The sequence below is a fragment of the Mycobacterium sp. SMC-19 genome (assembly GCF_045310815.1).
Taxonomy (GTDB): Bacteria; Actinomycetota; Actinomycetes; order Mycobacteriales; family Mycobacteriaceae; genus Mycobacterium.
The window spans coordinates 1-25184 of sequence record NZ_JBJIAM010000018.1; the positions used below are offsets into that span (position 1 = coordinate 1).

Genomic DNA, 25184 nt, shown 5'->3' on the forward strand with positions numbered 1-25184 from the left:
CCGACGCGCGCGCCCAGGAAGATCCAACTGCAGTGATCGGTGCCCGAGGAGAAGTTCCACCGCCCGGTCAACCGATAACCACCCTCGACCGGGGTCGCAATCCCTTGCGCGGCATAGGGGGAGGCGATCCAGGTGTCGGGGTCCTCGGCCCAGATTTCGGCTTGCAGCCGGCGGTCCATCAGCGCCATCTCCCAGGGGTGCACTCCCCCGACGCCGCACACCCAGCCGGTGGAGCCGCAGTGCTTGGCCACCGCCATGACCGCCTCGGCGAAGTCGCGCGGGTGGGCCGCGTAGCCGCCGAAGTCCGTCGGCTGCAGCATCCGCATGACGCCGGCCTGGCGAATCAGGGCCACGGACTGCTCGGAGAGCTTGCCGAGCCGTTCGCTGTCTTCGGCGGTACCGGCCAGCTGGGCGGCGATCTGCTCGACGCGCTCGACAACTTCGTGCGCCATAACCGGCACCTCCTCATCTGCGGGGCCCACGGCGGGATCCGTTGGTTTCCGTACCGTATCCTCGATTTGTCCATTTGGTCAAGCCATATGGTCAATCCATTTGTGCAACTGTCGTGCGGACGGTTAACCTGCACAGATGGGCAACCGTGAGGATCTGCTGGAGGGCGCCAAGCGCTGCCTCGTCGAACGGGGCTGGGCGAATACGACGGTGCGTGACATCGCCGCGGCGGCCGGTGTCAGCCATGCCGCCATCGGCTATCACTTCGGCAGCCGGGAACGACTTCTGGTGCAGGCCCTCTTCGAAGAGCTCGACGAACTCGACGCCCGCATGTCGCCCGATGGCCAGTCGGCCACAGCCGTGGAACGGTGGCAGGCGGTGCTGGAGTCCTTCACCACCGACAAGGCGCTGTGGACATCGCATCTGGAAGCGATCGTGCAAGCCCAACGCAACGACGAACTGCGCGCGCGTCTTGCCGAGGGCCAGCAACGCGCGCGTGCCGAAATGGGCGGATCGGTCGCGCTGGCCGTGGTGCTGGGCATGATGATCCAGTCACTCATCGACCCCGACAGCGCACCGACGGCCGAGCAGGCGGTTGCCGAACTGCGCGAGCTGGCCGGCGGAGCGCACAACCCACAGTGACCTAGAGCGGCGCCAATGGCCAACGGCTATCACGCTTTTAGTCGATCTCTTCTCAACCGTAATTATCTCGAGCGGCTAGCGCACCGCGCGCACCCCCGCCTTGCGATCGGCTTCACGCCCATCGCGCCGGCCGCCGCGCGCGCCGGCTGGCGCTTCGTCCTGGCAGATCTGTAGTGCGCGGTTGATCTGTCCACAGCTCTCCGCCATTGATGCGATTTGTGGGCGGGTCAGCACTCCAAAGAAATGACTCCGGACCGAAGCGGCATACGTGATCATCGCTCGCTCCACACTCGTTCGCCCGAAGCTGGTAATAGTCGCCAGCACGCGCCGTCGGTCAGATGGACTTACCGTCCGCTCCACCAAGCCCTGGTCTTCGAGGCGGCGGATCTGTCTGGTCAGCCGACTCGGCGTGGACGCCAACGCACCCGCCAGCACACCCATCTGAACCCCACCGGCCGGGGAGCTGTCCAGGTGGGCCAGCAGCTGCACATCGATCAGAGACAACTGGTGCGAATCATCCAATTGGCGGTTGAGCATCATCGTCACACGTAGGACGGCATTCAAGTAGTTGTCCCACGACTTCCGCTCGGCGAAATCCAGTTCGGGTGCTCCGCCCCCAACACGGCTAGGCACGATTCCGCCCATGCCCTTGTCCCCCTTCGATTCGTTCATGACCGCGCCACCGTGCTGGACAGCGCAACCCCCGGACGATGCCGCCCCGAGGCTAACCGAGACGCGACCGTTTTGTATTGAAAACTGAGCCTTCCTGGCAGTCAGACTGACAGGAGGCCGCTGATCGAAGTTGTCGACCCCGCGGGTTCTGCGCCAGGAATCTGGTATATCCACTGTTCATTGGCCCAGTTACGCCTGCGCCTGCGTGGCAGAACCGGCTCGCAGCGAGCCGGCGCGGACCACACCAAACATGAATACAGGACTTTAATAGTCCATTCTGTAAGTCGCGGCTGATCGCTACGGACGCGCCAGCCTCTCGGGCTTCGTCAAAGCACGGGCGCCTCCGGGCAACCGCATGCACGGAGACCCGCGACCGCGGTCGTCGGGCTCGCTTTGGAGCCCGACGACCGTGGCCGATCTTGCTGATTTGCTAGCCGGGCTGGCCGCTGTCGCCGACCGTTCCGGGCTGCCCCGCGGGGTTTCCGGTGCCGCCGTTGCCGGCCGCACCGCCTTCGCCGGCCGCGCCGCCCGCGCCGGTGGCGCCGTTAGTGCCGTTGGTGCTGGTGCCGCCGTTGCCGCCGGCGCCACCGTTGCCGCCGGTTCCGCCGTCGCCGCCGTTGCCACCGGCCAGGGTGTTGCCGTCGGAGTCGGTGCCGCCGTTGCCGCCATTGTTGCCCGCGCCGCCGGTCCCGCCCTTTCCACCGGTGCCGCCATTGCCGCCGTCACCGTCGACCGCGGTACCACCAGCGCCGCCGGCGCCGCCGTTGCCTGCGACGCCGCCGGCGCCACCGTTTCCGCCGGGGCCGTGTGCGGGGCTCGCAGCGCGTTCACCGTTGGAGCCCGTCCCGCCTACGCCGCCGTTGCCACCCTTTCCGCCGTCGACGTCACCCTGCGCATTACCACCAGCGCCGCCGATCCCACCGTCACCACCGGCCCCGATGGTGCCGCCGCCGCCGTTTCCGCCATTGCCGCCATTGCCGGCGTGGCTGGCACCGGCGCCATAGGGATTGCCGCCCGGCATGGCGACGCCGCCGCTGCTTCCGCCGTTGCCGCCGGCCCCGCCGTTGCCGGCGGTACCACCGGTTCCGCCGGTGAGGGGGACACTCCCGGTTCCGCCGTTGCCGCCGTTGCCGGCGTTGCCGCCGGTTGCGGTGCCCGAGCCGCCGGCTCCGCCGGTGCCGCCGTTGCCGGCTGCTGCACCACCGGAAACGTTGCCGCCGTTGCCGCCGTTGCCGCCGTTGCCGCCGATGCTGACCACACCGGGCCCGGTCGCACCATTAGCGCCGGCGCCGCCGGCGCCGCCGACCCCGCCAGCCACGCCGGCGGTGCCAGCGCCGCCGTTGCCGCCCCTGCCGCCGTCGCCGCCGTGGCTGTAGGTGGTGCCGGTCCCGTTGTCCCATCCGGTGCTGACGCCGCCGTTGCCACCGGTACCGCCGATGTAGCCGCCGGTGCTGCCGTTACCACCGGCCCCGCCGTTGCCGCCGGCGTAGGTGCCGGAACCGCCGCTTCCGCCGTTACCGGCGCCGCCGCCCGCAAAGCCCGAGCCGCCGGCGCCGCCGTTTCCGCCGATGGTTTGAACGGAGGCGTCGTCGGTGGCGCCGTTACCGCCGTTTCCGCCGTTACCGCTGGCGAGTCCGCCGTAGGTCCTGCCGCCGTTGCCGCCGTTACCGGCTGTTCCGGCGGTGGCGTCGCCGCCGTTACCGCCGTTGCCGGCATTGCCGGGCATGGGCCCGCTGGCGGAGCGCCCGCCGTTGCCGCCCGCTCCACCATCGCCGCCGTTCAAGCCGGTGCCGCCGTGACCGCCGTCACCGCCGTGACCGCCGTCACCTGTGCCTCCGAAAAGATTGCCGCCGCCGTACCCGCCGGCGCCGCCGTTGCCGCCGTCGCCGAGGTAGTCGCCATTGGGGTCTTGGTAGGCGTTGCCGCCGTCTCCCCCGGCGCCGCCAACACCGCCGACTCCGACTTGACCGGTGGTGCCGTACATCGGGCTGGTGTAGATGGTGGAGCCACGCCCGCCGCCGATACCTCCGGAACCGGTGGACTGCGTCCCTACGCCGTTCCCGCCGTTGCCGCCGTTGACGTTGGCAACGGTTCCGGCAGCACCATTGCCGCCGGACCCGTTATTGCCGCCACCCCCGCCATTGCCGCCGTTGCCGAACATGAAGCTGCTGCGCCCGCCATTGCCGCCGTTGCCACCGAGCCCGCCGTCCCCGCCGTTGCCGGTGCCGCCGTTGGCCCACGTGCCCGCGGCGCCGTCCATGCCGGCTCCGCCGATGCCGCCGTTGCCGCCATTGCCGAAGAACCAGGCCGAGGCAGTGCCGCCGTTACCGCCGTTACCGCCGGCGGTAGCGGTATCCGGTGCTGCTCCGCCGTTGCCGCCGTTGCCGCCGAGGCCCATCCACAGTCCGCCGGCTCCGCCGTCACCGCCGTTGGCGCCGTCACCACCGTCACCGCCGGTGCCGCCATCGCCGATCCAGCCGGCCGCGTTGCCGCCGCTACCACCGGCCACCCCGGCTTCGGTGCTGTCCCAGCCGTCGCCGCCGTCACCGAACCACAGGCCGCCGTTGCCGCCGTCGGGGTTCTCGGCGGTGCCGTCGATACCGTTACCGATCAGGTATTGGCCGGCCATGGTATTGATGGCGCCGTTGACCATTTCACCGAAGTCACTGGTGATCCAGGCCTGCAAGCCGTCGTGAATCGGGTCATAGAACCACTGATCGATCATGGTGGTCCAATCGAAGGCGCCCACCTCAGCCGGCTCAGGGGTCAACCAGGCCGAGGTGTCGAAAAGATCAGTGATCCAATCGAACTCATCGGCCTGGGCGGCCGGTGCGGTGGTCAGCGGGGCCATCCCGAAGGCCAGGAACGCACCCACGGCACTGGCTGCGCCGACGGCCCGGGAAGAGCGACGCGTATTGGTGTGGTGACTCATGTGCAGCAAGACCTCTCTTGAGAAGTTAGGGGATAAAGGGTTGAGGGGAATCAGAATCCGAGCAGATCGCCCAGCCAACCAAACGCATCGGTGGCCGCACCGGACCCGCCGTCATCGACCACCACCGGGTCGATGATGGGCAACTCAGCCCCAGCCAGTGGTGGGGTCACCACGACCGGGCCCTTGCCGTCCCAACCCGACCCGAGCAGGGCGCCGACGGTTTGACCCCAGGCCTGCATCGCGGCGAGCGGCCCGATCCCGGCACTGTTGAGATCCAGGGTTCCGATCACCGGTACGCCACTGAATTCCAGGCCCACGCTTTGGAAGATCGACCCACCGACCGCCGGTACCTCGGCGGCGACCTCACCGCCGGGGCCCAACACCTGGTAGCTCACCGCGGCCGCACCCGTGGACAACAACCCACCGAACGCGAAGTCCAGATGGTCCATGTTCATCCCGGCCGGGAAGAAGCCGGCCTCGTTGATCATCGGCAACAACGCATCCAAGTTCAGGGTGGCGCCGTTGAAGAACGCCCCACCCATATTGATCAGGATGTCGAAGGGGTTATCGCCGTCGGTGATGCCGTTGAGCAAGGCAATCCACGGGCTGATGCCCGGGCCGATCATCCCCATCAACATCGCACTCGACGGCGAGCCCAGATAGTCAATGATCGGCAGGATCTGGTCGGGATCGACATCAGCGGGCAGATACCCCGCGACCTGACCGAACATCAGCTGATGGGTGCCATCCATGGTGTGGTTGAGCACCGTGGCGCGGGTTTCAGCGGTCATGTCCTGCATCGCAAACCCCGAGAGCACCGCGTTCAGGTGCAGTTGGATCTGCTCGTTGATCGCATTGATCGAGCCAGCCGGATCATTGGCCAACTGATCCCAGTACCCCATCTGGTTGGCCATGAACTGCTGCATCCCCACACCCGGGGCCAGATACCAATTGTTCAGCATCGTCGTCACATTCGCCGACGCAGCATTGAGCACCTCATCCCACGCACTCGTCAACACCACCGCACGAGACTGAACATCGGACAGCGTCGGCAGCGGCGCCGACAACGGGGTGACCGCAACAAGACCGGCGCCCACCAAAGCCACACCGGCAGTGGCATAGGGACGAAGAACCTGCCGCGCTGCCATCTCCCTTCCTCGGCCTCTTTCGCTGATAGCCGTCCGGCCGGATAAATCGGGACAACCCCCCGGCAGCGCATGAGCTTCGCGCGAGCGCCAATTCCCGGTGGTGCCGTTCTGACGAGCCATCTAGGTGCCCCTTCCTGCGGGCCGACAAGTGAATTGAGGTAGGCGCAGCAAACCCAGGACGACGGTGTCCGCAGGCTGTTGATGCTGCTCCGGCGAGCCGCCGGCCTGATCTCATCGAGCAGCCAACACGTGGCTGCGACGGCCCGGACAAGGAGCCACCGACGAGAGCGAACGCAACGCTACCTGTCAGCTAGCTAAGTCACACCCAGCTTTCACCCAACATTTTAAAGTCGTTCTCCCGCGATATTTTCTCGCAACCGTCCCGCGAGGCAAAACGCCCTGTTCAGCCGCGCACGACCGGCGACTTAGCAAACCTCTTGCGCATTCTTCCTGTTTCAATCCGAAATTAACGCGCGTCAGATTTTTGCAACGTGTATCTCCCGCCTTTTTGGTTTGCCATCCAAGCATCTACAGCAGAATTACCAGGGATGTATCCCATATCCAACGTTTGCCATGAATTGTCCATAATGAGCGGCATTTGTGCCGCCAAACAGGACCGCCCGCCGCTCCTGAGTACTTGCAGTCCGTAACGATTATCCTTGCGGATTGAAACATCGTGCGACGGCTTCTACCAGGCCCCGATGGCGCGCAGAAGCGCTCATCGGCATTAACGCATGGAAAGCCCTACGGGCCTCTAGAGCTGAGACAATGCTGAGGTGCAGCGGGGCTGGCGGTGCCCGCCGCACACGCAGCGGCCCTATGCCTAGCCGACGCTGCGGCGCCTGACCTTCTGCGCTGCCTTCAGCGGGACGTTGACTCGCCGGCAACTATCGCCCAATGCGATCATCTGCGGCCGCGACATCTGGACGAGGTAGAGGTCGCGCACCGACTGGGCATAGGTCCGGGCCGCCGGCCGCATTCGAGCTCGGCCTTCGCGCGTGATGCTGGCCACCACGCCGCGCCCGTCGGTTCGGCTGCGACTACGGCGAACCAGGCCCTTCGATTCCATCCGCCGCATGAGTTCGGTCAACCTGCTCGGCGCGAGCACCATCGTGTGTGCCAAATCCCCCATCCGAGCCGAACCGTCTGCCGACCGGTCAAGCGCTTCCAGCACCAGGAAATCAAACTGACTCAGATCGTGGCGGGCGAGCAGCCGCCCGTTGATCAAAGCAAGGAGCAAAGTCGACGATTGCATGAAGTCCTGCCAACACCGCTGCTCGATCTCATCGAGACCCGGCAGGTGATGCGCGGGGATCTCGGCACCGTCTTCCTCCACGGCGGGCGACGGTATCGAACGACCCCGCCAGATTGGCGAAGAAACCTCCGCAAGTTCCGCAGCCGAGGCGGATCCATCGACCGACGACGCCGGCGGGCAACGCCTGACTGCGGACAACACGCTGGTCATGAGCCACTTCGATCCCGGCCAGAAAACGGCCGAATTGAACTATCTAGTTCAAGGCGAAAGCTACTCCCAAGTAGGTTTTATAACGCGTTCTAGCGCAATCCCGGGATAGCCGTGCCCCGTGTCAGATAGCCTAAATCTCAGCTCACGCCAGGTAAAGACCCAGTTTTTGCATTTGCCGCATCTCCTAGCAATGCAACATGTGCTAATTAGCTACCCGTAGGTGCGTAATTCACCACGCAAACACCGCGCGGCAAGTGCTCAGACGTCCAAAATCCACACGGCCCACCGTCGTACGGAGACAAGGAGACCGCTCAGCGCGCGGCTTTCAGCCCCTTGCGGCGCCTATTCGTGCTGAGCGAGTCGTTGATCCGCCGGCAGCTGTCGACCAGATTGACCATTTGCTCATGCTTGAGCTGGTTGAGGTAGTGCACGCGGATCCCTTGCGCATAGGTCTCCATCACCGCATGCAGACGCGTGTGCCCCGCACTGGTGATCCGGGGCAGAATGCCGCGCGGGTCGCCTGGGCTCGGGCTGCGGGTGATCCAACCATGGCCTTCCAACCGGCGGATCTGGGTAGACAGCTGGCCCTGTGTCACACCAAGCTCCTCCGCCAACACGCACAGCCGGTGCTCGCGACGCTTGGGCCTGCTCAGCAGCTCCAGCAGAAGGACGTCACGTATCGAGAGATCATGCGCGCCCTTGAGGCATACGTTCACTGCGTCAACGACATTCAGCGAGCAAGCCAGAAACTGTTGCCAGCAGTGTTGCTCGATTCCATCGAGCCCAGGGAGCCAGGCTATTGCCTGGAGTTCATGCATCTCGTCCACGGCGCGGGATGTTATCGAAGGATGCGCCGCAGAAACGGGGAACGCGTGTCAATTCCAACATCTCATCGCGGATTCGCCTTGGCGAGATTGACGATCAGCTAAGCCCTGCCCGACATGACAGGGCAGGTCAACCGGACATTCCGACTCTTCTGAGAAAACCATCTTTCCGAATAAATTCGTTCAAACGGAAACTACTCGGTTTCGTTCGAGCGGAAACTATTCGTTTCGATAGCGGAGCGATGAAAAACCAGGCGCGACGGACAGAGCCACCTAATCAGTGCCACCGACCCTTTCGAGGTGCGCATGGCTCTCCAGCACTGCGTGAAGACGCACGTAACCCTCGCTGGTGATCCGGGGCAGAATGCCGCGCCGGTCGCGCCCGCACGGGCTCCGGGTGACCAGACCGCGCTCTTCCAACCGACGGACTTGGCCGGCCAACGTGCCCGGCGACACCCCCAGCTTCTGCGCCAACACGCAGATGCGATGTGCCCGCCGATCCGGCATGCTGAGCAGCTCCAACAGCAGGACGTCCCGGAGGGTGACGCCATGTGCACCGCGCAGGCGCACGTCCAGCGCCGCCATCAGATTGACCGAGCCACTGAAAAGCGGTCTCCAGCGACGTTGCTCGAACTCGTCCACGGCGCGGGACGCTAGCGAACGACAGGTCTACCGCACAGCCAAAACTGCGCCATACCCGAGTTGGCGCATGAATATGTCCCGACGCCAAAGGCGTTCAGCAACACGCCGGCCGACTAGATTTCGCAGGTCAGCGAGATGTTCTGGCCCGCAACAGAAAACCACCACTTTGAACCACTTGGTTCAAGGCGAAAGCACCAGAATCGCCGAAGCGACAGGCAGGCTCAGGAGTTCGTGGCGAGCGTCAGTTCCATCAATTTGAGCGCCTGCTCGCACGCGTCGATCCCGGGTGCCTGCGGGTTGACCCACCAACCGACCACGCCTGCGGCGTCGCTGGCGACCCCGCAGGAGCCGTTCGGGTCGGCCGGACGCATCACGATCGAGGGCACGCCCACGATGGTCTTGGGCTCGATCTGATACTTCAGGAACTCGGCGACCTTGCGTTCGTTGTCCAGGCTGCCCTGCTCGAACCAGAACCGGGTGATGTCGATCAGCCCGGCCGGGTTGGCCGCCTGCCAGCGGCAGATGGCGCCGACGAAGGTGCTCTGGATGTCGAGCGGGTCCGCTCCCACCGTCTTGGCCAAGATGTCGGTGGTCAGTACCTCGCACTCCTTGAGCAGGTTCGGGTACTGCCGCTCGGAGTTGTTGTTGCGCTTGGTGTCGCCCGCACCGGCCTTGACCGCGGTGCCGCCCACCTCACGGGAGCAACCCGTCAAGCTGGTCAACACTGCCAACACCGCGGCCGCACCGGCCAGAACCCGGCGGCTCATTTCGAGTTCGCAATCGACTGGCGGGTCAGCTCTTTGGCGACGTCGCACGGATCCGGGAACGGCTTCTGAGCGAAGCTCACCGACCACTCGATGAAGTCATCTTTGAATTGGATGCCGACCTCACACAGGTTGTCGCCCATCGTCGGGGCGGTGCCGATCGCGATGAAGCCGCTGTGGCCGTCGATGTTGATGTCCTCCACGGAAGTCCGCGAGACCTCTTCGGTCTTGCGCTCGCGACCGATGGGGCTCCCGCGATACCAGGAGAAGGAGAAGTGCGGGCCCATGATCCCGCCGCGCAGCAGCCACTGGCAGCCCACCGAGTTCTGTGCGGTGCTGATCAACCCGGACACCCGGGTCAGGTTGGCCATGGTCTCGTCGCTGATACCACCGCACTGCGGGAACGACGGTCCGTGGTTGCTCTGCTCGGCCGTCGGCGACGCAGACTGGCTGCCGCCCTGAGCCTCAGGCGAGTCGGAGTCAGAACATCCGCCGACCATCGGAATCAGGGCAGCGGCCGCCAGGGCCGGGACCGTCAGTTTGAGCCGCACACGATGCACTGTAGCGGCACCGCCGCCCGTCAACCACGACACAGCGGTGACCAGTCGGTTTGTGTCGCCGCGTATCGGCACAGCAACGACGCGACCGCACGGATGTGCGACAGTAGGCCCCATGCTTCTGGCGCTGCTGCGCTGCTACCTCAGGCCCTACCGCTGGCCGGTCGCCGCGGTGATGGTGCTGCAACTGATCAGCACGCTGGCTTCGCTGTACCTGCCGACCGTCAACGCCACGATCATCGACGACGGCGTGGTCCGCGGCGACACCGCGATCATCATCCGGCTGGGCGCGGTGATGCTCGGCGTCACCGGCCTGCAGATGTTGTGCGCCATCGCGGCGGTCTACTTCGGCGCGCGCACCGGGACCGGCTTCGGACGCGACCTACGCCGGGCGGTGTTCGCCCAGGTGATCCGGTTCTCTGAACGCGAAACCACCCGCTTCGGGGCGCCGACCCTGCTGACCCGCACCACCAACGACGTCCGCCAGATCCAGCTGATCGTGCAGCTGGGCGCCAGCACACTGGTCACCGCGCCCATCATGTGCGTCGGTGGGGTGCTGATGGCGGTACACCAGGACGCGGGACTGGCCTGGCTGCTGGCAGTCAGCGTGCCGGTGCTGGCGCTGACCAACTACTTGATCGTGTCGCGGATGCTGCCGCTGTTCCGCCGCATGCAGATGTTGATCGACAACATCAGTCGGGTGCTGCGCGATCAACTCACCGGCATCCGGGTGATCCGCGCCTTCGCCCGCGAGCCTTTCGAGCGCGACCGGTTCGCCCAGGCCAACACGGCCCTGTCGGATGCCTCGCTGACCGTCGGGAACCTGCAGGTGCTGATGCTGCCGACCACCACCCTGATCATCAACGCCTCCAGCGTCGCGTTGATCTGGTTCGGCGCGCTGCGCATCGACGCCGGAGCGATGCAGGTCGGGTCGCTGATCGCGTTCCTGTCCTATTTCATGCAGATCCTGATGGCCGTGCTGATGGCCACGATGGTGCTGGCGATCCTGCCGCGCGCCGCCGTCTGCGCCGAGCGGATCACCGCGGTGCTGTCCACCGAGCCGACCATCAGCGCCCCGGATCGGCCGGTGTCGCCGTCCTCGCGCAGTGGCGAGATCCGCCTGAACGGTGTCGGCTTCCATTACCCCGGCGCCGATCGATCGGTGCTCTACGACGTGTCGTTGACCGCCCTGCCCGGCACCACCACCGCGGTGGTCGGCTCCACCGGCTCGGGCAAGTCCACCCTGGTGTCGCTGATCTGCCGGTTGCGCGACGTGACCGACGGCGCGGTGCTCATCGACGGCGTGGACGTGCGCGACCGCGACCCCGAGGAGCTGTGGTCGGGCATCGGCCTGGTGCCTCAGCGCGGTTACCTGTTCTCCGGCACCGTTGCGGACAACCTGCGCTACGGCGCCCCGGCGGGGGCAACCGTCAGCGACGAGCAGATGTGGGCGGCACTGCGGGTGGCCGCCGCCGACGACTTCGTGGTGGCCCACCCCGACGGGCTGGCGATGCCGGTGGCCCAGGGCGGGATCAATCTGTCCGGCGGGCAGCGTCAACGGCTCGCGATCGCCCGGGCGGTGATCCGGCGGCCCTCGATCTACCTGTTCGACGACGCGTTCTCGGCCCTGGACACCCGCACCGACGCCCGGGTCCGCGCAGCCCTGCGCGAGGTGGCCGTCGACGCGACGGTGATCATCGTGGCGCAGCGGATCTCGACTGTCACCCAGGCCGATCAGGTAATCGTCCTCGACGACGGCCGGGTGGTCGGCGCCGGAACCCACCAGCAGCTGCTGGCCGACTGCCCCACCTACGCCGAGTTCGCCGAATCCCAGTCGCTGACCGCCGGGGTCGGTGGCCAGTGACCGCACCCGTGGCGGCTCCGACGGTACGGGCCGGCAACTTCTGGTCGACCGCGCTGCGCCTGGCCCGCCGGATGGGCCCGCAGCGCCGGTTGGTCGCGGCGGTCATCAGCCTGTCGCTGGGCGGTATCGCGCTCGGTGTGGCCGGACCGCGAATTCTCGGCCATGCCACTGATCTGGTGTTCAACGGCATCATCGGCCGCGGACTGCCGGCGGGAATCACCAAGCAGCAAGCCATCGACGAAGCCCGCGCCGCCGGCCGGGGCACCTACGCCGAGATGCTGTCGCGGATGGACGTGATACCGGGCGCCGGTATCGACTTCGCCGCGGTGGCGCGCACGCTGGCGCTGGCGATGGGCCTGTATCTGATTGCGGCGCTGATGGTCTGGACGCAGGCACGGTTGCTCAACGTGATCCTGCAGCGCACCATGCGGGCGCTGCGACGCGACGTCGAAGACAAATTGCACCGGCTGCCGCTGCGCTACTTCGACACTCAGCGGCGCGGGGAGCTCTTGAGCCGGGTCACCAACGATGTCGACAACACCGCGACATCGGTGTCGACGACGGTCAGTCAACTGTTCTCCTCGGTGTTGACCGTGCTGGTGGTGCTGGCGATGATGCTGTCCATCTCGCCGCTACTGGCCGTGATCACCGTGGCCGGCGTCCCGGTGACGCTGCTGGCGGTGCGGTCGATCACCCGGCGCTCGCAACGGCTGTTCGCCGCGCAGTGGGCGGCCACCGGGCAACTGGGCGCCCACCTCGAGGAGACCTACAGCGGCTTCACTCTGGTCCGGACGTTCGGCCACCGCGACTGGGCACAGCAGCGGTTCGACGACTGCAACGACGAGTTGTACCGGGCCGGGTTCGGCGCCCAGTTCTTCTCCGGACTGATCGCACCGGCGACCGGGCTGATCGCCAACCTCGGCTACGTCGCGGTCGCGGTGATCGGCGGAATCCAGGTGGCCACCGGGCAGATCACCCTGGGCAGCATCCAGGCATTCATCGCCTACGTCCGCCAGTTCAACCAACCGCTGGGGAATCTGGCCTCGATGTTCAACGCCCTGCAGTCCGGCGCCGCCAGCGCCGAGCGGGTGTTTGCCTTCCTCGACGAACCCGAAGAACCCCCGGCCCCGCCGACGCCGCTGTGGCGCCCCGACGCCGAACCGCACGACGCGGTCCCGCGCGGCCGGGTGGAATTCCGCGACGTCACCTTCGGCTACCGGCCCGGCGTGCCGGTGATCGAGGACCTGTCGCTGAGCGTGACGCCCGGCAGCACGGTGGCCATCGTCGGCCCCACCGGGGCCGGTAAGACGACCCTGGTCAACCTGCTGATGCGGTTCTACGACGTGGACCACGGGCAGATCCTGATCGACGGCGTGGACATCACCGGCGTGGACCGCTGCGCCCTGCGTTCGTCGATCGGCATGGTGCTGCAGGACACCTGGCTGTTCACCGGAACGATCGCCGAGAACATCGGCTACGGCCGGCCCGGCGCTGCCGAGGACGAGATCATCGAGGCGGCCCGCGCCGCGCATGTCGACCCCTTCGTGCGGACCCTGCCGGAGGGCTATGGCACCCGGGTCAACGACGACGGCGGGGCCATCAGCGCCGGCGAGAAGCAGCTGATCACGATCGCCCGGGCATTTCTGGCCCAGCCGCAACTGCTCATCCTCGACGAGGCCACCAGTTCGGTGGACACCCGCACCGAACTGCTGATCCAGCGGGCGATGCGCGAGTTGCGCCGAGGACGCACCAGTTTCATTATCGCCCACCGGCTTTCGACGATCCGCGACGCCGACCTGATCCTGGTGATGCAGGCCGGCCGGATCGTCGAGCAGGGCACCCACACCGAATTGCTGGCCCGCCGCGGGGCCTACTGGGCGATGGCCGAGGGCAGCTGAGCCGGTTACGGCGCGTCGTCGTCTTCACTTTCCCGCAGCAGCCTCTCGGGATGGTGGTAGTGGTTGGTTCGGGGTTGGCCGTGGTCCAGGTGGGGTGGCGGCAGGGTTTGGGTGGTGCCGTCGTGGCGTTTACGGGTTTTCCAACCACCTGAGGTGATGAGTTGATGGTGGGGGCCGCAGCGCAGGGTGAGGTCGGTGATGTCCGTACGACCTGTTTTGGCGTAGTCGTCGTCGTGATGCACCTCGCACAGGTAGCCGGACACGGGGCAGTTGGGGTGGCTGCAGCCACGTTCTTTGGCGTAGAGCACGATGCGCTGCGCAGGTGAGGCCAACCTCTTGGTGTGGAACAGGGCAAGTTCTTTGGCGCCCTGGTAGATCCGCAGGTAGTGGTGCGCATGCGACGCCATGGCGATCACGTCGGACATAGGGAGCCAGCTGCCGCCGCCGGTGTGGGCTTTTCCGGTGCCAGCTTCCAGGTCGGACAGGGTGGTGGAGACAATGATGGTGGCCGGTAATCCATTGTGCTGGCCCAGTTCTCCGGAAGCCAACAGAGCGCGGCCCATGGCGGTCAGGGCGTCGTGATTGCGTTGGGCGGCACTGCGCGCATCCGCTTCGATCGCGGCTTGGGAAGGGGTGCCCCCGGTGCAGGGAATGGAATCGTTGGGGTTGCACATGCCGGGGGCGGCCCAGCGGGCCAGTACGGCATCCCAGGTGGCGCGGGCTTGGGGGTCGAGGTAGCCCTTGATCGGGGTCATGCCGTCTCGGTCTTGCGGGCCGAGGACTACACCGCGGCGTTTGGCGCGATCGCCCTCGGTGTAGTTGCCGTCGGGATGCAGGTGATCGGCCAAGCGTTGGGCAAGTTTGACGAGTTCATCGGGACGACATCCGGTGCCCAATTCGGTGAGGTGCTGTTCAGCCTGGGCCAGGGTTCCGGGGTCAATGTGGTCGGGAAGGTACGTGAAGAACGAGCGGATCACCGCGATATGGGCGGGGCCGATGCTCCCGGCGCGTTGGGCGGCGGCCACCGCGGGCAGCGCCGGCTCCAACGGTTCACCGGTCAGGGTGCGACGGGCACCGAGCTCGGCGGCTTCGGTGATGCGGCGCCCGGCCTCTCCCCGGCCGATGTGCAGTTCTTCGGCGAGCACCCAGCGGGGTTTGCCGCCGAGTTCGGCGGGGTCGGTGGCGGCGAGCCGATTGACCATCGGATGTTCCACCGCGGGAAGGCGCCGCCGCAGCCGTTCGCAGCGCCCCAACAGTGCCAGGCATTCCCGCGGGGTGAGCGCCTCGAAGTCCAGATCCAGCGCCCGATCCAGATCCGCCGACAGAGCGTCGAAGACTCCGACGACCTCTTCGCGACCATTCGAACGCATGTGCTAATAGTAGCCCGGGGCCCCGACAAGTCACGGAACTCATCCACCTGCCAAAACTGCTGTGACACATGTGAATGCAGTGACAATCCGGGAGGAGAATGCGGCGCGAATCAACCATTGCCCACCGATGGCCGCAAGCGTAGATTCGACTGCGAAGCAGGCTCGGACATGACCGTAATCCGAAGAGCTGGACAAGAGGGTGAAAGCCAGCCGCGCTGGAAGTGTAGACGCTCCCCTGTCAGTCCGAGCCTGCCCTAATTTCCCGGTGGCCGCCCCAATCCGGAACCACATGAATAGTTGCCCGGCTTTGAGCGACAAGCCTCAACGGGGCGCATACCACGCGCCCGCGTGAGTCGCTCAAAGCCGGGCAACTTTCCTATCCCCCGGGCGCCGCCAAGCCCCCCGGGGGTCGCCAATCAGAGCTTCAGGTGCAGCACATCGGCCAGCGGCCGCCGCGGCGTCGGCACCGGGGGCTTCTCCAGCGCCGGCGCGCCGCCGACGCGAACCAGCACCTGAGGCAGGTCGCCGCCGCCGACCAGTCCGGCCAGCAGCGCCCGACCGGCGGGCACCTCGGTCAAATGCGTTACCGGACAGGTCGACAAGCCGGCCATGGTGCACTCCAGTAGCACCGTCGAGAGTGCTTCGCCGCAGGCCAGCGCATCCGCCGGCTCGTCACTGGCGGTCGCCAACAGCACGATCTTCGAATGGTCGTCGCCGACTTCGATGCGTCGTTCCCGGTTGTGGGTGACCGGGAATGTCCGCCCGATGTCCACCCGGTCACTTTCGGCGGCCGAGACCAGCGCGCTCTCCGGGATCCCGTCGGAAACCTCGAATGGCGCTGTCCACCAGCCGAGTTCAGCGTGATACGACGAGTCGTACAGACGCAGCGCCTCGGTGAGTTCGGAGGCCTCGGCCAGCTTGGAGCGCAGCTCGTCGGGAAGCACGCTCAGCCGTACCGGTCCGGTCACCGTGTCGTACAGCACGGTCTCGAAGGGCTCCCAGTTGCTCGGCGCCATGAAGGGCAGTCGATCGGTGTGCCGCGTCAGTATCGCGCCGGCGCGATAGCGATCCAACTCGGTGACCCGGTCTGCGGCGAGGAATCCGATAGAGGCCAGGTACTCCGGATGCGCGGCATCCGGGAACCGCTCGACCTCGGACGTCCAGCCGGCCGCGGCCATCGCGACCCGCAGGTGATCCAGCACCGCGCCGCAACTGATCAACGCCTCCCGGGCCGACTGGTCGCCGTGCACGCCACGGGTCGGATCCAGATACAGGTCCAGCCGCCCACCGTCGGCCACCCACCGCCACGGCTGGCTGTTGTGCAACGACGGCGCCCGGCAGGCCAACCGCACCGCTTCGGTCAGAACCTCGTAATCCACGGTCGTGTCCAACATCAGCCACCTCCCACGGGTCTGTCGCCTTCAGGCTCCCAGCCCGTATCCAGGCGCAAAAGAGGCGTTAGTCACCGGCCGGTCGGCGTTGTACCCCGCATCAGTCCTCGGCGCGGTGCCGGACGCGGAACAGATTCACCTCGCTCTTGATGCCCTTGAGGTGACGTCCGCCGGCGAACGACCATTGGAAGACGTCAGATTCCGCCAACGCCACCCGCACCGGCTCAGCGACCAGCACGGTGCCCGGCCGGGCGACCCCGGTGATTCGGCTCGCGGTGTTCACCGGGCTGCCGAACCAGTCCCCGACCCGACTCACTGCCTCCCCGGACGCCACGCCGGCACGAAGCCGAGGCAGGGTGTCGTCGGCCTGGGCCGCCTCGACCAGCCGCAGCACCGCATCGACCAGCGGCGCCGGCTCCGGACAGACGAACATCACCGCGTCGCCGATGGTCTTGATGAACCGCACCGGAGGAACGGCGATCTCGCGCCCCAGCACAGTCAGGCGCTCGGCGAGCTGCACCAGGTCTTCGGGCGGCACCATCTCCCCGAGCCGGGTGAAGCCGACCAGGTCGGCGAATGCCACGGTGATCTGGCGCGCTCCCGGCAGCGGTGCGCCCGCCAAGCGCTCTCCGGCGGTGACGGCGTCGATGTCGAGCTGATGACGCAGCTGCACCATCAGCATGTCCTGGACGAAGGGGCCCAACATCGGCGCCAGCCCGGCCACCAGGTCCCGTGACCGCTGGGCGATCTGCAGCTCGGTGACGCCCGGTTCGCCGATCGCGGACAACACCGTGAAGCGCATGAATTCCGCGGTGTGCGCCAGCCCGTCGGCCAACAGGCGAGCGGTCTGCAGGGCCTGCTCGGCATCGATGCCGGCATCGATGAAGCGGCGCGCATGCATGGCGATGCTCGCATCGGCGCGCATCTGCACCGGGGCATCCGGATCGTCCATCCAGGGCAGCCCGACCGCCCGCTGCAGGCGCTGCAACTGTTCGAGGTCGACGCCACTGGATTCGCTGATCTCGCGCGCCGAGACGTAGGTGCCGTCGTCACCGACCAGCCGTCGCGACGCCAACAGCATCGGTGAGGGGTTCCCGCGGATCTCCTCGGCGGTGATGCCCTGTCCCAGCAGCCATTCGATCAGTTCGGCACGCTCGGCACGCGCAGTGCCGTCCAGCCCGTCCAGCAGGTCTTCGATCTCGGGGTCCCCCACACCGCAAACGTATCTCGCGGCAGACTGTCGGGGTGGCTGAAGTCTTTGATGCGCTGACCCCCGCCCAACTCCGCGCCCGGGGCACCATCAAGTGGAATCACTTCGGCCCCGACGTGCTGGCGCTGTGGATCGCCGAGATGGACTTTCCCACCGCCCCCGCGGTGCTGGACGGGGTGCGCGCCTGCGTGGCCAACGAGGAATTCGGCTATCCGGCGCTGAACTCCGATGCGTTGCCGGTGGCGCTCACGCAGTGGTGCGAACGCCGCTACGACTGGCCCATCCAGCCGGAATGGGTGCGGGTGGTGCCCGACGTCCTCAAGGGCATGGAGGTGGTGATCGAGTTCCTCACCCGCCCGGAGAGCCCCGTGGTTCTGCCGGTGCCGGCCTACATGCCGTTCTTCGACCTGCTGACCGTGACCGGGCGCCAACGCATCGAAATCCCGATGACACAGCAGGATTCGGGTCGTTATCTGATGGACCTGGAGGCCCTGGACGCCGCGTTCACCGCGGGCGCCGGGTCGCTGATCCTGTGTAACCCGAACAACCCGCTGGGCACCGCGTTCACCGCCGAGGAGCTCAGCGCGATCGTGGACATCGCCGCGCGCCACGGAGCCCGGGTGATCGCCGACGAGATCCACGCCCCGCTGGTCTACGACCGGCCGCACGTCGCGGCCGCCTCGGTGTCACCGGCCGCCGCCGACACCGTCATCACACTGATGTCGGCCTCCAAGGGCTGGAACCTGCCCGGGCTGATGTGCGCCCAGGTGATCCTGACCAATCCGCGCGACACCGCCGCCTGGGACCGGATCAACATGCTGCACACGATGGGCGCCGCCACCGTCGGTATCAGCGCCAACCTCGCCGCCTACACCCGCGGCGGACCGTGGCTGGACGCCCTGCTGGCCTACCTACGGGGCAACCGCGACCACCTCAGCCGAGCGCTGCCCGCAGCGCTGCCCGGCCTGCGGGTCAGCCATCCCGAGGCCACCTACCTTGCTTGGCTCGATTTCCGGGCGCTGGGCTTGCCCGCCGAGCCGGCCGAGATCCTGCTGGCCGACGCGCGGGTGGCACTGAGCCCGGGTCTCCCGTTCGGCGGCGGCCGGGGATTCGCGCGACTGAACTTCGCGACCACCCGGGCGATCCTGGACCGGGCGATCGAGGCGATGGCCGGCGCGCTGACGTGATCGCTAACGTGGCGGGCATGTCCTGCGTGTTCTGCGCCGTCGTCGCCGGTGACGCACCGGCGGTACGGGTTTTCGAAGACGACGAGTACCTGGCGTTTCTCGACATCCGGCCATTCACCCGCGGTCATACCCTGGTGATCCCCAAACAACACTTCGTGGACCTGACCGACACCCCGGCCGCCACCCTGACCGGCATGCTCACCGTCGGGCAGCGGATCGCCCAGGCCGCACGCACCTCCGGGCTGCACGCCGACGGCAACAACCTGGTGATCAACGACGGCCGGGCAGCCTTTCAGAGCGTGTTCCACATCCACCTGCACGTGGTACCGCGTCGTGACGGCGACCGTCTGTCCTTTGCCAAGGGCCTGCTGGTGCGCCGCGATCCGGACCGCGAGGGCACCGGGACGATCCTGCGGGCGGCGCTGGCGAGCAGCGGCAGCTAGCGGGCAGACTCGAGGGTATGGACCATCTATCCCCGATCGAAAAGGTGGGCGTCCGGGCGCTCAGCCTGCACAACCTGATCTACCAACAGACCCGCGGCTGGATCGGCCACAAGGTGCCGGGCCTGCCGCCCAACCTGTTGCTGCACACCGTCGGGGCGAAAACCGGCCAGGCACGCACCTCGACACTGACCTACGCACGCGACGGCGACACGTACCTGATCGTCGCGTCGATGGGCGGCGCGCCCCGCTCCCCCGGCTGGTACCACAACCTCAAAGCCAACCCGGACGTGGAGATCAACATCGGGCCGAAGCGTCTACGGGCCACCGCCCAGCCGGTGCTGCCCGATGACCCGGACTACGCCCGGCTGTGGCGAATTGTCAACGCCAACAATGCCGATCGCTACAACGGCTACCAGCGCCGCACGTCTCGGCCGATCCCGGTGGTGAGGCTCACGCCGGTGCCCTCTTCTTAATAGGCATTATTTCTGCGAGTAGTCCGCTGTTCTGCTTTGCTCAGGTATCACTCAGCTAGTACTTTGGGGCGATGAGTCGTCTGGGCAGGCCGGGTAAGTCGAAGTCAGCACGCCGGCGCCTGGCGGGAGCCGGGGCGGCGGTCGGCACTTTCCTCGCCGTGGGGCTGACGCCCGCGACCCCATCGGCACACGCCGACGGGATGGACTTCGACTGGCTGATCGACATGTTCACGCCGGTCGCCGGCGTGGCCGCCGAGACCGCCCCGTTGGACTCCGCGGCATGGTTTGACCAGCTCTTCTACGACCCGTTCCACACGTCGATCGACAACTGGATCAACAGCGACTTCGGGTCGATGGTCAACGGCTGGATCAACACCGCCGCCGGCCAGATCCTGATCGGTAACGGTGCCGACGGCACCGCAGAAAACCCGAACGGTGGCGCCGGCGGCCTGTGGTTCGGCGACGGCGGAGACGGATTCGACCAGAGCGCCGCCGGGGTGGCCGGCGGCAACGGCGGCGCGGCCGGCATGTTCGGTGACGGCGGCGCCGGCGGTGACGGCGGCGCCGGCGCGGCAGGCGGCATCGGCGGGGCCGGCGGGTCGTTCATGGGCAACGGCGGTTCCGGCGGCGCCGGCGGAATCGGTATCAACGGTGAAGCCGCCGGTGTTGGCGGTGCCGGAGGCGACGCCGCGGCCTGGCTGTTCGGCAATGGCGGCGCCGGGGGCGTCGGCGGAGCGGGATTTGTCGGTGCGACTGGCGCCCTGGGCGCAACCGGTGGCACGGGCGGCGGCGGAGGCGCAGGCGGGACGAGTCTGTCAACGCTGTACGGAGATGGCGGCCGCGGCGGCAACGGCGGGGCCGGCGGGGCCGGCGGCAACGGCGGAGCCGGTAGCGATGGCCACACCGGAGACTTCGCCATCAATGGCGGCACGGGAGGCAACGGCAGCGACGGCGGATACGGCGGAAGCGGCGGCCAGGGCGGCAACGGCGGGGCCGGCGGCGCTTCAGGTAACGGCACTGCCGGAGCAAACGGCGATGGCGGCGCCGGTGGTCAAGGCGGCGCGGCCGGCGTGGGCGGTACCGGCGGAACCGGAGCGGCGGGCACCGCCGCCCACCTGAACGGCGGCACGGGCGGCGACGGCGGCAACGCCGGCGCAGCAGGAAATGGCGGGGCCGGCGGGATGGCCGGGGCCGGTGGCCTGGCGGGTAGCGGTTCCCAAGGTGCTGCCGGCGCGGTCGGACTGGCCGGGCGCAGCGGGGGCAACGGCGGCGACGGCGGGGCGGGCTTTGCGGCCACCACCGGAGCTGCCGGTACCGGCGGCACCGGGGGTAACGGCGGCAACGGCGGCGTGTACGGCGACGGCGGCCACGGCGGCGCGGGCGGCGCGGGCGGGCTCGGTTCCCACGGCAGCAATGGGTCCGGCAATGGTGTCGCCGGCGGCGCCGGCGGCATCGGCGGCACTGGCGGCAACGGCGGCGTAGGCGGTGCGGGCGGAACCCTCGGTGGCGATGCCGGCAACGGCGGTGCCGGCGGCACCGGCGGCATCGGCGGGACCGGCGGCAGCGGGTCCGACGGCGCCAACAGCAGCGTTGCCGGCGGCGCCGGCAGTAACGGCGGCAACGCCGGCGACGGCGGCAAAGGCGGCACCGGCGGCAACGGCGGTGCGGGCGGCACCGCCGCACACGGCGACGCGGGACTTCAGGGGGCGGCCGGAAACGGCGGCAAAGGCGGGACCAGTGGTGATGCCGGCAACGGCGGCAACGGCGGCGACGGCAATGCGGCCAATCCGGATGGCGGTCGCGGCGGCAACGCCGGCCTGGGCGGCTACGGCGGCAGCGGCGGCACCAGCGGCACAGGCGGCACTAACGGCACCGGCGGGATGGGCGGTGACGGGTCCGCGACCCCCCACACCGGGAACGGCGGCAACGGCGGCAACGGCTTCAATGCCGTCACCCCGGGAGCCAACGGCGGCAACGGCGGCGCCGGTGGAACCGGCAGCGCGCACGGCAACGGCGGGAACGGCGGGGCCGGCGGCAACGGCGCGAACGGCGCCAATGGCAACCCGGTCGTTAACAACGGCAACGCCGGAGACGGCGGTAACGGCGGCAAGGGTGGGGCCGGCGGAAACTCGCTCGGCGACGGTAACGGCGGCAATGGCGGCGCCGGCGGCAAGGCCGGAGACGGCGGCCGCGGCGTGGACCAGAGCCAGCTGCCCCCCAGCGCCACCCTGCCCGGCAGCGGCGGCGACGGCGGCAAGGGCGGAGTCGGCGGGGCCGGCGGCAGCAGCGTCTACGCACACGGGGCCGGCACGGGCAATGGCGGCGCCGGCGGCGCGGGTGGAGCCGGTGGCAACGGCGGCGGCAACGGCATCGCCACGCTGGACATCGCCAACAGCGTGCCGTACGGCAGCGGCGGCGACGGCGGGGCCGGCGGTGTCGGCGGAAACGGCGGGTTCGGCGTCACCGGTGCGCTCGGCGGCGGCACCGGCTTCAACGGCGGCAACGGCGGCGCCGGCGGTACCGGTGGTGCGGCCGGCTCGGCCTACACCGGCAGTGTCGCGCTGCATGAGCACGGCACCTTCGGCACCAACGGCAACGGTGGTGCGGGCGGCGGCGGCGGTACCGGTGGTGGCGGTGGCACCGGCGGGGCCGGTGACAACAGCGCCGGCGGCACCGGCGGCAATGGCGGTAACGGCGGCGCGGCCGGTAACGGCGGGGCACCCGGCTCCGGATTCAACGCCCAGCCCGGAATCAACAAGGCTCCGGTCGGGATCGGCGGCGACGGCGGAAACGGCGGGGCCGCCGGCTCCGGCGGGTCCGGCGGCAAGGGCGACACCGGGTTCAACGGCGGTACCGGCGGAAACGGTGGCGTCGGCGGCGCCGGCGCCAACGGCGGAAGCGCCACCGGCACCTACTATGCGCAGGGCTCCAGCGGCGGTGACGGCGGAAACGGCGGCGCCGGTGGAAACGCCGGAGCGGGCGGCGCCGGCGGTTTGGGCGCCCAGGCGGGCAACGGCGGCAACGCCGGCGCGGGCGGCCACGGTGGCAATGGCGGTGACGGAGGCGACGCCACCCTGACCGGGACGAACGTGCACGGCGGGGCGGCCGGTGACGGCGGCGACGGCGGGGCTGCGGGTGCGGTGGCCGCCGGCGGGCTCGGAGCCAACGGCGGCAGCGGCGGCGACGGCGGCGGCGGTGGTCGTGGCGGCGCTGTCGGCAGCAACGGCGCCAACGGCGCCGGGGGCGCGGGCGGGGCCGGTTCCGGCACCGGGCACGCCGGCGAGACCGGCGGCCCCGAGGGCCCGGTCAACGTCACCATTCCGCTGTACCTGCAAAGCGGCGGCATCAGCCCGATCGTCTACATCTCGATCAACGGTGGCCCGCCGGTCCCGGTCCAGATCGACACCGGCTCCACCGGCCTGACGATTCTGAACAGTGCCGTCGGCAACCCCGGGAGTCTCGGCAACGTGCTGCTCTCCGGCAATGCCAGCTACGCCGGCCTGGGCGGCAACAGCTACGGCTACCAGACCTACAGCACCACCGTGGGATTCTGCGACAAGCTTGCCTGCTCAGGAGACATCGTCACCGACCCGACCGGAGTCAACGTGGTCACCGCCGGGTCGAACGCACTCATGACGCAGTACTTCAACCAGTACGGCATCGTCGGAGTCCTGGGCGTCGGACCGAACAACGGCTATGCCGGCACCTCGACGATCATCTCGGCGCTGCCCGGTGCGCTCAACCAGGGCGTGCTCATCGACGAGCAGACCGGCCAAGTGGTTTTCGGACCGAACCCGCTCGACCCCGAGACCTCCGTCTCCGGATCGCCCTACGTGGACACGATGATCTCCATCAACGGCGCTCCCCCGGTGGCCGTCACGACCTCGATCGACTCCGGCGGCATGTACGGCAGCATCCCGCAGTCGCTGTTCCCGCAGCTCGGTGTCGGTTCGCAGGTGCCGGCCGGGACGGTGATCTCGGTGTACAACGCCGACGGCAGCACCCTGCTGTACTCCTACACCACCACGAACAACGGTCCGTATGTGACGTCCGGCGGGGCGGCCAACAGCGGCTACTACCCGTTCTCGGTGAACCCGGTCTACATCGACTACCGGCCCAGCGGTTTCGGGGCGACCATCATCAGTCGCTAGGTTCATGGCGGCGACCCGCTTCGCCCGGCTCCGCCGCCCTCGCGATCGCCGCTAAGGCCCTACAGCAGCTCCTTGGCCAGCAGCTCGCAGGTGCGTTCCCGGCCGGGCGCGCTGGCCGGGTCCGTGCCGCGGTGCGCCGAGGCGACCGGATTGATCATCACCTCGTCGACGGCGAAGTGCTCCGCCAGCGCTGCGAGCTGCTCGGACGCTTCGGCAGGGGTGCCGACGATCGCGCGCCGCAGCCCACTGTCGATGATGCGTTGTTCGGAGTCGGAGACCGCCGCCGCCTGCGCGTCCTCGACCAGATCAACGGCGCCCAGCGGTCGCCCGGTCCGCAACCGGGCCATCATCTGCAGGTTGGGCAACATCAATGCCATTGCCTCGTCACGGGTTTCGGCGACCGACGCGTTGACGGTCAGAAACGTCGTCGGCGCCGCACACACCTCGCTCGGAGTGAAATTCTCCCGGTAGTAGGCCAGCGCCTCCTCGGTGCCCTGACCGGAGAAGTGATGGGCGAACACGTAGGGCAGCCCCTTGGCCGCGGCCAGCCGCGCCGAGTACATGCTCGATCCCAGCAGCCACAGCCGCGGCTCGCCGGTGGCGGCCGGGGTGGCCTTGAGCAGGTAGTCGCCGTCCCGTAATTGGACCTGCACACCGCGGCTGCTCATCATCGCCCGCACGTGGTCGAGATAGTCCGGGAAGTTTGCGATGTCCTCGTCGCCGCGGCCGGAGCGCAGCATGACCGAGGTGACCGGGTCGGATCCGGGCGCCCGCCCGATCCCCAAGTCGATGCGCCCGGGTGCGGCGGCCTCCAACAGCGCGAACTGTTCCGCGACGGCCAGCGGGGCGTGGTTGGGCAGCATCACCCCGCCCGAACCGAGCCGCACCCGCGACGTCTGTGCGGCGAGGTACGCGAGCAGTACCGGCGGGCTGGTGGCCCCCACCGAGGGCATGTTGTGGTGCTCGGCCACCCAGTATCTGGTGAATCCGAGGCGGTCGGCAGTCTGGGCCAGCCGCACCGTGGCCGCCAGCGCGTCGGCGGTGGACTGGTCGGTACGGACCGGGACGAGATCAAGAACGGAAAGACGCACGTTGCTACTC

19 protein-coding genes and 1 pseudogene are annotated in these 25184 nt (G+C 68.3%); 7 read left to right on the forward strand and 13 right to left on the reverse strand.

All coding sequences use genetic code 11. From position 1 onward, the window contains the following. Nucleotides 1–452: pseudogene (locus tag ACJH5R_RS22275) on the reverse strand (hydroxylase); the annotation flags it as partial. Nucleotides 453–588: 136 nt separating this feature from the next. Here ACJH5R_RS22275 and ACJH5R_RS22280 point away from each other — a divergent pair. Next, the gene (locus ACJH5R_RS22280; RefSeq protein ID WP_406782963.1) at nucleotides 589–1092 is read left to right on the forward strand and encodes a TetR family transcriptional regulator; all 504 of its coding nucleotides are present in this window, start codon (nucleotides 589–591) and stop codon (nucleotides 1090–1092) included. A 75-nt stretch (nucleotides 1093–1167) separates the two neighbouring features. On the opposite strand, the gene ACJH5R_RS22285 is transcribed toward ACJH5R_RS22280, so the two are convergent. The 8 genes from ACJH5R_RS22285 to ACJH5R_RS22320 form a co-directional block, all read right to left on the reverse strand. Beyond that, on the reverse strand, nucleotides 1168–1764 hold the full coding sequence (locus ACJH5R_RS22285) for a MarR family winged helix-turn-helix transcriptional regulator (RefSeq protein ID WP_406782964.1): 597 nt from the start codon (nucleotides 1762–1764) through the stop codon (nucleotides 1168–1170). 430 nt (nucleotides 1765–2194) lie between these two features. Beyond that, nucleotides 2195–4696: a PGRS repeat-containing protein gene (locus tag ACJH5R_RS22290; protein ID WP_406782965.1), complete on the reverse strand. Its 2502-nt coding sequence runs from the start codon at nucleotides 4694–4696 to the stop codon at nucleotides 2195–2197. 50 nt (nucleotides 4697–4746) lie between these two features. Continuing rightward, entirely contained in the window at nucleotides 4747–5844 is a 1098-nt protein-coding gene (gene gjpA / locus ACJH5R_RS22295) for an outer membrane porin GjpA (protein ID WP_406782966.1), read from the reverse strand. 823 nt (nucleotides 5845–6667) lie between these two features. Then, nucleotides 6668–7180 (reverse strand): MarR family winged helix-turn-helix transcriptional regulator, encoded by a 513-nt coding sequence (locus ACJH5R_RS22300; RefSeq protein ID WP_406760085.1) that lies wholly within the window; start codon nucleotides 7178–7180, stop codon nucleotides 6668–6670. A gap of 440 nt (nucleotides 7181–7620) precedes the next feature. Further along, the gene (locus ACJH5R_RS22305) at nucleotides 7621–8127 is read right to left on the reverse strand and encodes a MarR family winged helix-turn-helix transcriptional regulator (protein WP_406760101.1); all 507 of its coding nucleotides are present in this window, start codon (nucleotides 8125–8127) and stop codon (nucleotides 7621–7623) included. A 279-nt stretch (nucleotides 8128–8406) separates the two neighbouring features. Further along, the gene (locus ACJH5R_RS22310) at nucleotides 8407–8775 is read right to left on the reverse strand and encodes a MarR family transcriptional regulator (RefSeq protein WP_406782967.1); all 369 of its coding nucleotides are present in this window, start codon (nucleotides 8773–8775) and stop codon (nucleotides 8407–8409) included. Nucleotides 8776–8996: 221 nt separating this feature from the next. Then, on the reverse strand, nucleotides 8997–9542 hold the full coding sequence (locus ACJH5R_RS22315; RefSeq protein ID WP_406782968.1) for a DUF3558 domain-containing protein: 546 nt from the start codon (nucleotides 9540–9542) through the stop codon (nucleotides 8997–8999). After that, the gene (locus ACJH5R_RS22320; protein WP_046285706.1) at nucleotides 9539–10039 is read right to left on the reverse strand and encodes a DUF3558 domain-containing protein; all 501 of its coding nucleotides are present in this window, start codon (nucleotides 10037–10039) and stop codon (nucleotides 9539–9541) included. Before ACJH5R_RS22320 ends, ACJH5R_RS22315 begins: the two co-directional genes overlap by 4 nt. 172 nt (nucleotides 10040–10211) lie before the next feature. Between ACJH5R_RS22320 and ACJH5R_RS22325 the strand changes: the two genes are divergently transcribed. After that, the gene (locus tag ACJH5R_RS22325) at nucleotides 10212–11960 is read left to right on the forward strand and encodes an ABC transporter ATP-binding protein (RefSeq protein ID WP_406782969.1); all 1749 of its coding nucleotides are present in this window, start codon (nucleotides 10212–10214) and stop codon (nucleotides 11958–11960) included. Then, the gene (locus tag ACJH5R_RS22330; protein ID WP_406782970.1) at nucleotides 11957–13858 is read left to right on the forward strand and encodes an ABC transporter ATP-binding protein; all 1902 of its coding nucleotides are present in this window, start codon (nucleotides 11957–11959) and stop codon (nucleotides 13856–13858) included. Before ACJH5R_RS22325 ends, ACJH5R_RS22330 begins: the two co-directional genes overlap by 4 nt. A gap of 5 nt (nucleotides 13859–13863) precedes the next feature. Here the strand turns inward: ACJH5R_RS22330 and ACJH5R_RS22335 are convergent, their stop codons facing one another. The 3 genes from ACJH5R_RS22335 to ACJH5R_RS22345 form a co-directional block, all read right to left on the reverse strand. Next, on the reverse strand, nucleotides 13864–15228 hold the full coding sequence (locus ACJH5R_RS22335; protein WP_406782971.1) for an HNH endonuclease signature motif containing protein: 1365 nt from the start codon (nucleotides 15226–15228) through the stop codon (nucleotides 13864–13866). 416 nt (nucleotides 15229–15644) lie between these two features. After that, entirely contained in the window at nucleotides 15645–16622 is a 978-nt protein-coding gene (locus tag ACJH5R_RS22340) for an Acg family FMN-binding oxidoreductase (RefSeq protein ID WP_406760118.1), read from the reverse strand. Between the two features lie 97 nt (nucleotides 16623–16719). Next, nucleotides 16720–17832 carry an adenylate/guanylate cyclase domain-containing protein gene (locus ACJH5R_RS22345; protein ID WP_406760119.1) on the reverse strand — a complete coding sequence of 371 codons (1113 nt, stop codon included), beginning with the start codon at nucleotides 17830–17832 and terminating at the stop codon, nucleotides 16720–16722. 32 nt (nucleotides 17833–17864) lie between these two features. Here ACJH5R_RS22345 and ACJH5R_RS22350 point away from each other — a divergent pair, with 32 nt between their 5' ends. From ACJH5R_RS22350 to ACJH5R_RS22365, 4 genes are all read left to right on the forward strand, one after another. Beyond that, complete coding sequence (locus ACJH5R_RS22350; protein ID WP_406782972.1) at nucleotides 17865–19016, forward strand: MalY/PatB family protein; 1152 nt, start codon at nucleotides 17865–17867, stop codon at nucleotides 19014–19016. 17 nt (nucleotides 19017–19033) lie between these two features. Then, nucleotides 19034–19459 carry an HIT family protein gene (locus tag ACJH5R_RS22355; RefSeq protein WP_406782973.1) on the forward strand — a complete coding sequence of 142 codons (426 nt, stop codon included), beginning with the start codon at nucleotides 19034–19036 and terminating at the stop codon, nucleotides 19457–19459. Nucleotides 19460–19476: 17 nt separating this feature from the next. Beyond that, nucleotides 19477–19932, forward strand: coding sequence for a nitroreductase family deazaflavin-dependent oxidoreductase (locus ACJH5R_RS22360; protein ID WP_406782974.1), 456 nt, complete (start codon nucleotides 19477–19479; stop codon nucleotides 19930–19932). Nucleotides 19933–20003: 71 nt separating this feature from the next. Further along, complete coding sequence (locus tag ACJH5R_RS22365; RefSeq protein WP_406782975.1) at nucleotides 20004–24083, forward strand: PecA family PE domain-processing aspartic protease; 4080 nt, start codon at nucleotides 20004–20006, stop codon at nucleotides 24081–24083. Nucleotides 24084–24142: 59 nt separating this feature from the next. On the opposite strand, the gene ACJH5R_RS22370 is transcribed toward ACJH5R_RS22365, so the two are convergent. Beyond that, nucleotides 24143–25174 (reverse strand): LLM class flavin-dependent oxidoreductase, encoded by a 1032-nt coding sequence (locus tag ACJH5R_RS22370; RefSeq protein ID WP_406760124.1) that lies wholly within the window; start codon nucleotides 25172–25174, stop codon nucleotides 24143–24145. Nucleotides 25175–25184: the final 10 nt, after the last annotated feature.